Annotated in this window: 10 protein-coding genes; 7 read left to right on the top strand and 3 right to left on the bottom strand. The window is 71.7% G+C overall.

All coding sequences use genetic code 11. The features are described 5' to 3' along the window. Positions 1-97: 97 nt before the first annotated feature. The 7 genes from AC3EUV_RS25880 (at position 98) to rarD (ending at position 9573) form a co-directional block, all read left to right on the top strand. The gene (locus AC3EUV_RS25880; protein WP_432143853.1) at positions 98-1408 is read left to right on the top strand and encodes a sensor histidine kinase; all 1311 of its coding nucleotides are present in this window, start codon (positions 98-100) and stop codon (positions 1406-1408) included. Positions 1409-1682: 274 nt separating this feature from the next. Beyond that, positions 1683-2996 (top strand): sensor histidine kinase, encoded by a 1314-nt coding sequence (locus AC3EUV_RS25875; protein ID WP_435604006.1) that lies wholly within the window; start codon positions 1683-1685, stop codon positions 2994-2996. A gap of 317 nt (positions 2997-3313) precedes the next feature. Further along, on the top strand, positions 3314-3973 hold the full coding sequence (locus tag AC3EUV_RS25870) for a response regulator transcription factor (RefSeq protein ID WP_387240649.1): 660 nt from the start codon (positions 3314-3316) through the stop codon (positions 3971-3973). A 295-nt stretch (positions 3974-4268) separates the two neighbouring features. Beyond that, positions 4269-6221: a 2-oxoacid:acceptor oxidoreductase subunit alpha gene (locus tag AC3EUV_RS25865; RefSeq protein WP_432143851.1), complete on the top strand. Its 1953-nt coding sequence runs from the start codon at positions 4269-4271 to the stop codon at positions 6219-6221. Then, positions 6214-7308, top strand: coding sequence for a 2-oxoacid:ferredoxin oxidoreductase subunit beta (locus AC3EUV_RS25860; RefSeq protein WP_432143850.1), 1095 nt, complete (start codon positions 6214-6216; stop codon positions 7306-7308). The genes AC3EUV_RS25865 and AC3EUV_RS25860 overlap by 8 nt, the downstream gene beginning before the upstream one ends. A 251-nt stretch (positions 7309-7559) precedes the next feature. Further along, the gene (locus AC3EUV_RS25855) at positions 7560-8465 is read left to right on the top strand and encodes an SDR family oxidoreductase (RefSeq protein ID WP_432143849.1); all 906 of its coding nucleotides are present in this window, start codon (positions 7560-7562) and stop codon (positions 8463-8465) included. An 82-nt stretch (positions 8466-8547) separates the two neighbouring features. Beyond that, positions 8548-9573 (top strand): EamA family transporter RarD, encoded by a 1026-nt coding sequence (rarD, locus tag AC3EUV_RS25850; RefSeq protein WP_435604005.1) that lies wholly within the window; start codon positions 8548-8550, stop codon positions 9571-9573. Here rarD and AC3EUV_RS25845 read toward each other — a convergent pair. From AC3EUV_RS25845 to AC3EUV_RS25835, 3 genes are all read right to left on the bottom strand, one after another. Further along, a complete protein-coding gene (locus AC3EUV_RS25845; protein ID WP_435604004.1) occupies positions 9563-10435 on the bottom strand; it encodes an ABC transporter permease in 873 nt (290 codons plus the stop codon). The genes rarD and AC3EUV_RS25845 overlap by 11 nt on opposite strands. After that, positions 10422-11480 carry an ABC transporter ATP-binding protein gene (locus tag AC3EUV_RS25840; RefSeq protein ID WP_435604003.1) on the bottom strand — a complete coding sequence of 353 codons (1059 nt, stop codon included), beginning with the start codon at positions 11478-11480 and terminating at the stop codon, positions 10422-10424. The genes AC3EUV_RS25845 and AC3EUV_RS25840 overlap by 14 nt, the downstream gene beginning before the upstream one ends. A gap of 89 nt (positions 11481-11569) precedes the next feature. Beyond that, complete coding sequence (locus tag AC3EUV_RS25835) at positions 11570-12850, bottom strand: LolA family protein (RefSeq protein WP_432143845.1); 1281 nt, start codon at positions 12848-12850, stop codon at positions 11570-11572. Positions 12851-13079: the final 229 nt, after the last annotated feature.

Here is a 13079-nt window from a genome sequence, read left to right as displayed (position 1 = left end):
GGACGCTCGACGCGAGGAGCGGAAGGGGGCAAACCCCACCCCGGTCCACCCAGCTACCCCATGGCACCCCGGGCGGCCACCGGGCAATCTGGGGCGCATGACGGAGAGTTCCCGCCCCAGTGCTGCCGAGGACGCCCTTGACGGCACCTCACCACCGCCGCCCAGAGCGCCGCTCAGCGGCCCGACGTGGCGGGAGATCGCCTATCTGCTGGCCAACTTCCCTTTGGGCATCGCGGCGTTCGCGGTGCTGACGGTGTGGGTGGTAACGGGGATCGGGCTGTCCCTCATCGTGATCTCCCTGCCGCTGCTGGCCACGGGGCTACAGGCGTGCCGGCAATACGGGAGGCTTGAACGGGCCCGGGCACGGGCGTTGCTGGGGGTGCGGGTCGAGGAGCCGAGTCCGCTGCGGGCGCGGCAGCCCGGGGTCCTGCCGTGGTTGTGGGCGAGTCTGAAGGATCCGGTCGCCTGGCGGCATGCGCTGTTCACGTTCATCCGGCTGCCGTGGGCGCTCCTCACGTTCCTGGTCGTCTTCGTCCTGTTCTTCCTGGGGTGGCCGGCGCTGCCCTGGGTGGCGCGCTGGCTGACCAATGTGGACCGGGCGATGGTGCGCGGGCTCCTCTCCCCGTCCGACGAACTGGAGCGGCGGATCGCCGAACTGGAGACGGACCGGGTGACGGTCACCGACACCGCGGCCGCCGACCTGCGGCGCATCGAACGGGATCTGCACGACGGCGCACAGGCCCGGCTGGTGGCGCTCGCCATGGGGCTCGGCCTGGCGAAGGAGAAGCTGCTGGAGGGCCGGGCCGACGAGAGCGTGGCGGCGATGGTGGACGAGGCGCACGGCGAGGTGAAGCTGGCGCTCCAGGAGCTGCGGGACCTGGCCCGGGGCATCCATCCGGCGATCCTCACCGACCGGGGGCTGCGGCCCGCACTGACCTCGCTGGCCGGGCGCTGCACGGTGCCGGTCACGACGACCGTGGACCTGTCCGAGCGGCCCGCGGCCGCCATCGAGGGCATCGTCTATTTCACCGTCTCCGAGCTGCTTCAGAACATCTCCAAGCACAGTGCGGCGCGGCAGGCGTCCGTCGAGGTGTGGCGGGTCCCGGAGGGCGGGTCCGCAGGGGCCTCGGACAGGGGCGGTGGCGGGCGACGGGCGGGCGGACGGCTGCTGATCCAGGTGTCGGACGACGGGAAGGGCGGGGCGCGGCTGGACGGCGGCAGCGGGATGGCCGGGCTCGCCGAGCGGCTGGGGTCGGTGGACGGGCTGTTCGTGCTGGATTCGCCGGTGGGCGGGCCCACGCGGGTGACGGCGGAGCTGCCGTGGCGGGAGCGGACGGAGGACGGGGCTGGTGCCGGGGCCGGGGACAGGGCCGGGGCCGGGCGCCGGCGTGGCGGGGCGGTGGTCTGAGGGCGCGACGGCCCGGCGGGGTGGGGCGGCGCGGTGGGGCGGTGGGCCACGGCCCGCGGCGGTGGGGCGGCGCGCGGTGGGCCGGTGCGGCCGGTTGTGGTCGACCGCAGGTCCGAGGGTGGGGATAACCCCCGGCGAAGACTGCGAGAACCCTCATGGTGCGGGAAGTGCCGGTCGCGGACGCTTGTCATGGCGGAAAAAGCCGCACCGAGCGGCGGAGCAGACAGCGGCGCCGACAGGCATGGCCGCGCCCGGCAGAACGGACAACGAGACGATGGATACCTCATACGCACCGCATCTTCGCGGCTCCCGGGTACCTGTGGGGCTGCGCGCCCCGTTCTCCGGGCGCACCTGGCGGGAGTTCCTCTATCTCTTCCTCAGCCTCCCGATGTCCGTCCTGATGTTCACGTACGCGATAACGGTGCTCGCGCTGGGCGCCGGTCTGCTGGTGACGTTCCTGGGTATCCCGGTGCTGGCGGGCGGCCTGGCCGGCAGCCGTGGGCTGGGCGCTCTGGAGCGGGCGCGGGCCCGCGCCCTCCTGGGGCTGGAGGTCGCCGATCCGGAGCCGCCCCGGGCCTCCAAGCCGGGCCTGATGGGGTGGGTCGGGGCCGTGCTGAAGAGCGGGGCGTCCTGGCGGCACGTCGTCTACGCCCTGCTGCACATGCCGTGGGCGATCTTCTCCTTCGTCTTCTCGCTGACGTTCTGGTCCGTCGGCTGGGTGCTGCTGAGCTACCCGCTGTGGCGGTGGACGTTCCCCGCCTATCTCGACCAGCCGAGCGCGCTGATGTGGGATGACGGCTCCGGCCACGGCGTCTATTTCGACGCCCCGACCGAGATCGGGTTGACCTGCGGGTTCGGGCTGCTGCTGGTCCTGGCCGGGCCGTGGGTGATCCACGGGCTGACGCAGGTCGACCGGGTCATGGTGGACGGCCTGCTCGGGCCCTCCGTGCTCGCCACCCGGGTGTCGCAGCTGGAGTCGGACCGTGGGGTGGTGGTGGACACCGCGGCGGCCGACCTGCGCCGCATCGAGCGCGATCTGCACGACGGCGCACAGGCCCGGCTGGTGGCCCTCGCCATGGACCTGGGCCTGGCCAGGGAGAAGCTGGCGGAGGACCCGGAGGCCGCGGCCAAGATGGTGGACGAGGCGCACGGCGAGGTGAAGACCGCGCTCCAGGAGCTGCGCGACCTGGCCCGCGGCATCCATCCGGCGATCCTCACCGACCGGGGTCTTGGCCCGGCGCTGTCGGCACTGTCCGCGCGGTGCGCGGTTCCGGTGACAGTGACGGTGGATGTGGACCGCCGGCCGGCCGCGGCGATTGAGGGCATCGCCTACTTCACCGCCTCCGAGCTGCTCCAGAACGTCTCCAAGCACGCCCGGGCCACCAACGCCACGCTCGATGTCTGGCACACCGCGGACCGGCTCATGGTGCTGGTCACGGACAACGGGCAGGGCGGCGCACACACGGAGAGCGGCACCGGCCTGGCCGGCCTCGCCGAACGGCTGGATGCGGTCGACGGCCTGCTGATAGTCGACTCCCCGCCCGGCGGCCCGACCTGCATCACCGCCGAGCTGCCGTGGCGCGGATGACCACCGGACGGCACTGGCAGATAACCACCGAACGGCATCGGCGGAGGACCGCCGGGCGGCGCCGGCGAATGGCCCCCGCACGACATTGAGCGCGCCGCCGGGACAACCCCGCCGGGTCAGCACCACCGCGACAGCCCCGCCGGGGCCCCGCCCCACCCCCACACCCGGCGCCCGCAACCCCCTGTCCGCGCCTCCGAACCCCTGTCTGCGCCCCGGACCCCCTTCCCGGCCCCGCCTCCGTCCGGATGCTGGGATGCTGGGGGCCGGCAGGGACGGGGCGGGATGACGCAGGGGGGATCTGAGCCGTGGAGGACAAGGTGCGGGTGGTCATCGCCGAGGATTCGGTGCTGCTCCGGGAGGGGCTGACCAGGCTGCTCACCGACCGGGGACACGAGGTCGTGGCCGGTGTGGGGGACGCCGAGGCGCTGATCAAGGTGATCGGGGAGCTGGCGGACGAGGGCGCACCGCCGGATGTGGTGGTGGCGGACGTACGGATGCCGCCGACGCACACCGACGAGGGCGTGCGGGCCGCGATCCGGCTGCGCCGGGACCACCCGGGCCTCGGGGTGCTGGTCCTCTCGCAGTACGTCGAGGAGCAGTACGCGACGGAGCTGCTGGCCGGTTCGAGCCGGGGTATCGGCTATCTGCTCAAGGACCGGGTGGCCGAGGTGCGGGAGTTCGTCGACGCGGTGGTCCGGGTCGCCGGGGGCGGGACCGCGCTGGACCCGGAGGTGGTCGCCCAGCTGCTGGGCCGCAGTCGTAAGCAGGATGTGCTGGCCCATCTGACACCCCGGGAGCGGGAGGTGCTGGGGCTGATGGCCGAGGGCCGGACGAACTCCGCGGTCGCCCGGCAGCTGGTGGTCAGCGACGGTGCGGTCGAGAAACACGTCAGCAATATCTTTTCGAAACTGGGCCTGGCGCAGAGTGACGGGGATCACCGCAGAGTGCTTGCCGTGCTCACCTATCTGAACTCCTGAGGATCTGACACTCTGTCAGATGAGCTGGCTGCGGTGTTTTCCGCCCAGGTCCAGGGCTTTGGGCGTAGAACCAATGGAGGAGTCCGGAGCGTCATGAAGAACGGGGTCACGGGGGCGGTGATTTCATGACAAAACGCACCAGATCGCTGTCTCATGTTGACGTCCACCATGCGATCGACCCAAGGAAGGCCACCCTTACCCACGTACGATGGTTATGGGACAACCGGTCGGTACGACACGTCCCGAGCCCTGCCTCCGGCGGGGACGCCGCACCCCTCGAGGGAGGTCCGAAGCAGTGACCAGCCAGGTCAGTAGCCCAGCCGAGCAGACCGACGCAGCGCTTGTCGGGGAACAACGCGCTTCCGGCAACGGGGGCGATGGCAAAGAAGTCCGACGTCTGGACCGGGTGATCATCCGGTTCGCCGGTGACTCCGGTGACGGTATGCAGCTCACCGGCGACCGGTTCACCTCCGAGACGGCGTCATTCGGCAACGACCTGTCGACGCTGCCCAACTTCCCCGCCGAGATCCGGGCCCCTGCCGGGACCCTGCCGGGCGTCTCCAGCTTCCAGCTGCACTTCGCCGACCACGACATCCTCACGCCGGGTGACGCACCGAATGTGCTGGTCGCGATGAACCCCGCCGCGCTGAAGGCGAACATCGCCGACGTCCCGCGGGGCGCGGACATCATCGTCAACACCGATGAGTTCACCAAGCGCCCGATGGCGAAGGTCGGCTATGCCACCAGCCCGCTGGAGGACGGCTCGCTGGAGGCCTACAACGTCCACCCGGTGCCGCTGACCACACTGACGATCGAGGCGCTCAAGGAGTTCGGGCTCTCCCGCAAGGAGGCCGAGCGCAGCAAGAACATGTTCGCGCTGGGCCTGCTGTCGTGGATGTACCACCGGCCGACCGAGGGCACCGAGAAGTTCCTGCGGGCGAAGTTCGCCAAGAAGCCGGACATCGCGGAGGCGAACGTCACCGCGTTCCGGGCGGGCTGGAACTTCGGCGAGACGACCGAGGACTTCGCCGTCTCCTACGAGGTCGCACCGGCGACCAAGGACTTCCCCACCGGCACCTACCGCAATATCTCCGGGAACCTCGCGCTGTCCTACGGGCTGATCGCGGCGGGCCGGCAGGCGGATCTGCCGCTGTATCTGGGCTCGTACCCCATCACCCCGGCCTCCGACATCCTGCACGAGCTGTCCAAGCACAAGAACTTCGGTGTGCGGACGTTCCAGGCGGAGGACGAGATCGCCGGTATCGGCGCGGCGCTGGGCGCGGCCTTCGGCGGCGCACTGGCGGTGACCACCACCTCCGGCCCCGGTGTGGCGCTGAAGTCGGAGACCATCGGTCTCGCGGTCTCCCTGGAGCTGCCGCTGCTGATCGTGGACATCCAGCGCGGCGGGCCCTCCACCGGTCTGCCGACGAAGACCGAGCAGGCCGACCTGCTCCAGGCGATGTACGGGCGCAACGGCGAGGCACCGGTGCCGATCGTGGCGCCGAAGACGCCCGCCGACTGCTTCGACGCGGCGCTGGACGCGGCCCGTATCGCGCTGACCTACCGCACCCCGGTCTTCCTGCTCTCCGACGGCTATCTGGCCAACGGCTCCGAGCCGTGGCGGATCCCCGACATCGAGGAACTCCCCGATCTGCGGGTCCAGTTCGCCTCCGGCACCAACCACCAGCTGGCGGACGGCACCGAGGTCTTCTGGCCGTACAAGCGCGACGAGCGGACGCTGGCCCGCCCCTGGGCCGTGCCGGGCACACCGGGCCTGGAGCACCGCATCGGCGGCATCGAGAAGCAGGACGGCACCGGCAACATCTCCTACGACCCCGCCAACCACGACTTCATGGTGCGCACCCGCCAGGCGAAGGTGGACGGCGTCGAGGTGCCCGACCTCGAGGTCGACGACCCGGCCGACGAGAGCGGCCAGGGCGCCCGGACCCTTGCCCTGGGCTGGGGTTCGACGTACGGACCGATCACCGCGGCGGTCCGGCGCGTCCGGCGCGCGGGAGACCGTATCGCGCAGGCCCATCTGCGCCATCTCAACCCCTTCCCGCGGAATCTCGGCGAGGTCCTGGCGCGTTACGAGAAGGTGATCGTGCCGGAGATGAACCTCGGACAGCTCGCCACTCTGCTGCGCGCCAGGTACCTCGTCGACGTGCAGTCGCACACCCAGGTCAGCGGAATGCCGTTCAAGGCCGAGCAGCTCGCGGAGGTCTTTAAGGAGGCCATCAATGACTGAGGCGATCTCGGAGAGGCCCTCGCAGATCGAGGCGCTCTCCCTGGTGCCCAAGGCCGACGCCAAGCAGTCCATGAAGGACTTCAAGTCCGATCAGGAAGTGCGCTGGTGCCCCGGCTGCGGTGACTACGCCGTCCTCGCCGCCGTGCAGGGCTTCATGCCCGAGCTCGGCCTGGCGAAGGAGAACATCGTCTTCGTCTCCGGCATCGGCTGCTCCTCCCGCTTCCCGTACTACATGAACACCTACGGGATGCACTCCATCCACGGCCGCGCCCCGGCCATCGCCACCGGCCTGGCCTCCTCGCGGCGCGATCTGTCCGTCTGGGTCGTCACGGGCGACGGCGATGCGCTGTCCATCGGCGGCAACCACCTCATCCACGCCCTGCGGCGCAACGTCAACCTCAAGATCCTGCTGTTCAACAACCGGATCTACGGTCTGACCAAGGGCCAGTACAGCCCCACCTCCGAGGTCGGCAAGATCACCAAGTCGACGCCGATGGGATCGCTGGACGCGCCGTTCAACCCGGTCTCGCTGGCGCTCGGCGCCGAGGCGTCCTTCGTGGCCCGCACCGTCGACTCCGACCGCAAGCACCTCACCTCGGTGCTGCGCGAGGCCGCCGCCCACCCCGGCACGGCGCTGGTGGAGATCTACCAGAACTGCAACATCTTCAACGACGGCGCCTTCGAGGTCCTCAAGGACAAGGAGCAGGCCGAGGAGGCCGTGATCCGGCTGGAGCACGGGCAGCCGATCCGCTTCGGCGCGCTGGCCCCCGACGGCTTCGGCTCCAAGGGCGTGGTCCGCGACCCGGCCACCGGCGACCTCAAGGTCATCGACGTCCGGGAGGAGGGCACGGGCGGGGTGCTGGTGCACGACGCCCACAACCCCTCGCCCACGACGGCCTTCGCGCTCTCCCGGCTCGCCGACGCCGACACCCTCCACCACACCCCCATCGGTGTGCTGCGCAGCGTCGACCGGCCGGTCTACGACACCCTGATGTCCGACCAGCTGGACGCCGCCATCGAACAGAAGGGCAAGGGCGACCTCGCCACCCTGCTGACCGGCAACGACACCTGGACGGTCGTCGGCTGACCGACCGGTGCCGCACGGGTGCCTCCGGGAGCGTTACACCACGCTCCCGGAGGCACCCGTTCGTTATGCGCCGTGCTCGCGCCAGGCCGGCTCGCGCCAGGTCGCCCCTCCCCCGCGCCGTGCCGGTGCCGCGCCGCCGGGCGATGCTGAAGGGGATCCCGTACCAGCTATCCGTACACCCGTCATAGACGATCGTTTAGCGCAGGCGTACGGTCGGGTCCTCAAGCCAGCGACGCCCACAGGGGGTACTCATGAGCTTCGTCGTCACCGGCGCCACCGGGGCACTCGGCCGGCTCGTCATCGAGGAACTGCTCCGGCGCACCACCCCGGGCGAGATCGTCGCCCTCGCCCGCGACCGGTCCAAGGCCACCGGCCTCGCGGCCCGCGGGGTGGAGATCAAGACCGCGGACTACAGCCGCCCCGAAACCCTCCAGGGCGCCTTCGCGGCCGGTGACCGGGTGCTGTTCATCTCCGGGAACGAGGCGGGGCAGCGCCTCACCCAGCACCGCACCGTGATCGACGCCGCGCGGGAGGCGGGCGTCGGGCTGCTGGCGTACACCAGCGTGCTGGGCGGGCCGACGGCCACGTTCTCGATCGCCGAGGAGCACCTCGCCACCGAGCAGGCGCTGCTCGCGTCCGGGGTGCCGTATTGCCTGCTGCGCAACGGCTGGTACCACGAGAACTACACGGGCGCGCTCGCCGGCACCCTCAAGACCGGCGCCGTCGTGGGCAGCGCGGACGGCGGCCGGGTGGCCACCGCCGCGCGCCGGGATTACGCCGAGGCGGCCGCCGTCGTGCTCACCGGCAGCGGCCACGAGAACACGGTGTACGAGCTGAGCGGCGACACCGCCTGGACGATGACCGAGTACGCGGCCGAGGTCTCGCGGCAGACCGGCCGGCGCATCGCGTACCGCGATCTGCCGCCGGAGCAGTATGCGGCGCTGCTGGTGGAGGCGGGCGTACCGGCGCTGGGCGCCCAGCTGGTCGCCGACGCGGACACCGGGATCGCCCGCGGCGAGCTGGCCGCGACACCCGGGGAGCTGTCCCGGCTCATCGGCCGGCCGACCACACCGCTCGCCGAGGCGATCGCGGAGGCGCTGAAGGGGCTGGAGGGGCCGCAGGGGCTGCCCCGGAGCGCCGCTCGTGGACCGTCATGACCGTATGGCAAGACGGGCATGACAGGCGGTCCGGGCGGCGCTACGTTCACCAGGGCGTCACGGCACCACCAGGAGGGTCCCCTTGCAGCCTCGAAGCGATCAGCGCACCGGACTCGCCTACGGCATCGCCGCCTACACCATGTGGGGCCTGCTGCCGCTCTACTGGCGTCTGCTGGACGACGCCGCGCCCTCCGAGATCCTGGCCCATCGCATGGTGTGGTCGCTGCCGGTCGCCGTCGTCCTGCTGGCCGTGCTCCGCCGCTGGTCCTGGATCGGCCCGCTGCTGCGGCAGCCCCGCAGGCTGGGGCTGATCCTGGTCAGCGCCCTGGTGATCTCGGCGAACTGGTTCCTCTACATCTGGGCGGTCAACTCCGGGCACGTCCTGGAGGCATCGCTCGGCTACTTCATCAATCCGCTGGTCAGCATCGCCTTCGGCGTCCTGGTGCTGCGCGAACGGCTGCGTCCGCTCCAGTGGACGGCGGTGGGCATCGGCGCGCTGGCCGTCGTGGTGATGACCGTCGCCTACGGCCGGATGCCCTGGATCGCGCTCGCGCTGGCCTTCTCGTTCGCGACGTACGGCCTGGTCAAGAAGGGCATCAAGCTCGACGGGATCGAGGGCTTCAGCGCCGAGACGGCCCTCCAGCTGCTGCCCGCGCTGGGCTTTCTGGTCTTCCTCGGCCTGCGCGGCGAGGCCAGTTTCACCACCGGGGTGGGCCAGGCGCTGCTGCTGTCGGCCTGCGGGGTCGCGACGGCGGTGCCGCTGATCTGCTTCGGCGCCTCGGCGGTGCGGCTGCCGCTGACGATGATCGGGATGCTCCAGTACCTGGCGCCGACCTTCCAGTTCCTGCTGGGGCTCACGGTCTTCCACGAGACGATGCCGCCGGAGCGCTGGGCCGGGTTCGCGCTGGTGTGGCTGGCGCTGGCGGTGCTGACCTGGGACGCGCTGCGGACCGCGGGGCGGGCGCGGGCGGCGCTGGCCGAGGCCGCGGCGCAGGCGGCCGCGGCGGCACCTCCCCCGGAAGCGGCCACCGAAGCGCCCCCGGCGGCAACGGCGCAGGCCGCCGCGGAGCAGCCGGGGACACCGCGGCCTCCCCGCCTCACGCAGTGATGTCCCGGGTGGTGAAGCGCGCCCAGGCCGCCGAGCCGAACACCACGGCGTACAGCGCCTGGAGGCCGAGGTTCTTCTCCAGCTGGTCCCAGTAGACGGGGTCGCGGAGCAGATCCGCGAAGGACAGCCAGTAGTGCGGGAAGAGGTAGGGCTGGAGGGCGTGCAGCTGCGGGAGGGTGTCCAGTATCTGCACGGTGATCAGCAGGCCGACCGTGGTCGCCATGGCCGCTATGCCGCTGGTGGTGAGCGTCGAGACGAACAGGCCGATGGCCGCCACCCCGGTCAGGGACACCGCCACCGCGACCGCGATGGCCAGGGCCCGCAACAGGCCCTCGCCGAAGGACACGGAGGTGCCCGAGAGCAGGGTGACTTCGCCCAAAGGGAAGAGCAGCGCGCCGGTCGCCAGGGCGGACAGCGCCACCACCAGGGTGCTCACCAGACAGAACGTCAGGGTCGTGGCGTATTTGACCAGCAGCAGACGGAGACGGCCCGCGGGGGCGACCAGGAGATAGCGCAGCGTCCCGCCATGGGCCTCGCCGGCGAGGGAGTCGCCCGCTATCACGCCGACGGACATCGGCAGGAAGAACGGCAGGGTCACCGCGAGCGAGGCGAAGACCAGGAACAGGCCGTTGTGGGTGACCTGGGAGAGGAAGGCCGGGCCGCCCTCGCCGCCACCGCCGTCCGGCCCGCCACCACCGGTCTCGATCCGGACGGCGACACCGACCAGGACCGGTACGCCCGCGAGCACCGCCAGCAGCGCGAGGGTGCGCCAGCGCCGGAACGTCATGACGATCTCGCTGCGCAGCAGCCCCAGCGACCACAGCGGCCGGGGCGTCCGCGCCACCGCCTCAGCCTGCGACATCGAAGCCCTCCCCGGTCAGCGCCACGAAGACATCCTCCAGCGAGGCGCGCGCCGTGCCGAAGCCGCGGACCCGCACACCGGCGTGCACCAGCGCGGCGTTGAGCTCGGCGATCTCCCGCGGCGCCGCGTCCTGCGCCCCGTCCAGCGGGGCGTCCGGGGGCGGGAGTTCGCCCGTCACCCGGTCGTCGGTGACCTCCACCCCGGTCACCCCGCACTCCTTCAGCACCCGGGCCGCGTCCGCGGTGTCGGGCGTGGTGACCGTGAGCCGGGCGTGGCCGTGCGGGCCGAGGACCGTGGCGGAGAGGTCGGCGACCGTGCCCTGGGTGAGCAGCCGGCCGCGGGCCATCACCGCGGCATGGGTGCAGACCTGCTCGATCTCGTCGAGGAGATGGGAGGAGAGAAAGACGGTCGTGCCGTCCGCCGCCAGCTCGCGGACCAGGGCACGGATCTCCCGCATGCCCTGGGGATCCAGGCCGTTGGTGGGCTCGTCGAGCACCAGCAGCTCACGGGGCTGGAGCAGGGCCGCGGCCAGGCCGAGGCGCTGCTTCATGCCGAGGGAGTAGGCGCGCGCCTTCTTGCCGGCCGCCGCGGCCAGGCCCACCCGTTCCAGCGCCCGGCCGACCCGCGCCTCGCGGGTCCGGGGATCGGCGGCCGGGTCGGCGGCGTCGAAGCGGCGGAGGTTGTCCCGCCCACTGAGGAAGCCGTAGAGCGCCGGGCCTTCTATGAGCGCGCCGACCCGGGGCAGCACCCGGCGGCCCGCGGCGGGCATCGGCTGCCCGAGCACCCGGGCGCGGCCGGCGGTCGGCTCGATCAGGCCCATCAGCATCCGGATGGTGGTGGTCTTGCCGCAGCCGTTGGGGCCGAGGAAGCCGAAGACGCTGCCGCGCGGTACGGCCAGATCGAGGCCGTCGACGGCGAGCCGGCCGCCGCGGTACGCCTTGGTCAGCCCCTGGGTCTCGATCGCCCGCTCCCCGGCCGGCGGCGGCCCGGCCCCGTCAGCGGGCGGGCGCACCCGGCCGGGCCCCGGGGCGGGCGGTGCCGGCATCGGTTCCCCCTGTCGTACGAGGCCCACGGGCCGCGCCGCGCCCCCCGCGAAGGGGTGGCGCGGCGGTCCCGCGAGGCCGCGGTGGTGCCTTACTTGGCGGCGTTGGCCGCGTTGATCAGGGTCTGCTTGTCGACGGCGCCGACATAGACCGTGCCGTTGTCCGTGACCAGGGCATTGACCAGACGGGTGCTGAAGACCTGGCCGGAGCCGAACTTGCCGTTGACCTTGTCGCCGATGCTGTCCAGGAACTTGCCGACGTCGCCGCCCGCGCCCTTGGCCTTGTCCATGTCCTTGCCGGAGGGCAGACCGGAGCCGTCGCCCTTGATCGTGGCGATGGACGTCCAGCCCTTGCCGATGATGTCCATCCCGTCCACCTCCTTGGCGAGGTGCTTGCGGGACGGGGCGTCCTTGCCGTGTTCGCGCTGCGCGGTGGCGCGCTCCTTGTCGCCGTTGACGACCTTGGCACCCTTGGGCGGGGTGAAGGAGAACGTGCTGGCGGCGGGCTTGGCGAAGTCGACGTTGGTGAAGCCGACGTCGACGGCGGCGGCGCCACCGCTCTTCGGGGTCAGGGTGAACTTCAGCGGCACGCCGTTGGCGGCGTCCACCGCGACCCGGATCGAGCCGACCGTGGAACCGGCCTGCTTGGGCTTGATCAGCAGCTGGTAGGCGTCCCGTCCGGCGACCTTGGCGGTGCCGTCGACGGTGACCGAGGTCGTGTCACCGGCCGCCTCCAGGGCCTGCTTCGCGAGGTCCTGCGGCGTCGCGGTCTTCAGGTCCTTGGGCAGGCCCCCGGGGGCCCGGTGCTGCTTGCCGGACGCACCGTCGGGGTCGCTGCTGTGCACGGCGGTGTTGCTGCCGCTGTCGTACGCCCAGACGTCCTTGCCGTTGTGGACGAGGCTGTACTCGGCGGCCTTGTCCACGATGGACACCCGCTGCTTCTCGGGGCCGTCGGCCGCGACGCGCAGGGTGTGCGCACCGGACGCCAGCTCCATCAGCTTCTGCTGGGGCGCCGCGGAGGCATCGTCGCCACCCTGCGCGTCCCCGCCCTGCGCGCCGCCGTCCGGGGCGCCGCCGAAGCCGCCCGCTCCGCCACCGGCGCCCGGCAGGGTCGGCAGGCCGAGGTCCGTGGTGACCCGGACCGTGCCGGAGAGCTGCTGGACATCGGACTTGGCGACCTTGGCTATCAGGTCCTGCGCCGAGATCTTCGGCAGGTCCGGAGCGGAGCCGGCGAACGCCGGGACCAGCCCGATCATGGCCGCCGACACTCCCGCCACCGCGACCGGCACGCCATATCGCACCGCCTTACGGCGCTTCGGGGAGCGCTCCCCGCCCCATCCGTCGGTGACCTCGGTCGGTTCGTTCCGTGGCATCTGCCCTACCTCCGTCGTATGCGGCGGCTGCTGCGCTGTCCACGCATTCCCCCCTGGGGCCCATGGTGACCTGCCCGCCGCGCTCAGGTGGTTCCATCTCACCAAATCGCCTGGCGCAAAACGTCAGCCCGCGGGAGCAACTCCTCGTACTGCTGAGGTATGACGCACGATCACCTCAGGTCGTAGGCCGTACCACAGGAGGTGGAGCACTCCCTAGGGGATACCGGGA

It is taken from the genome of Streptomyces sp. bgisy130 (assembly GCF_057708345.1).
This window is presented reverse-complemented; position numbering and strand designations above follow the sequence as displayed.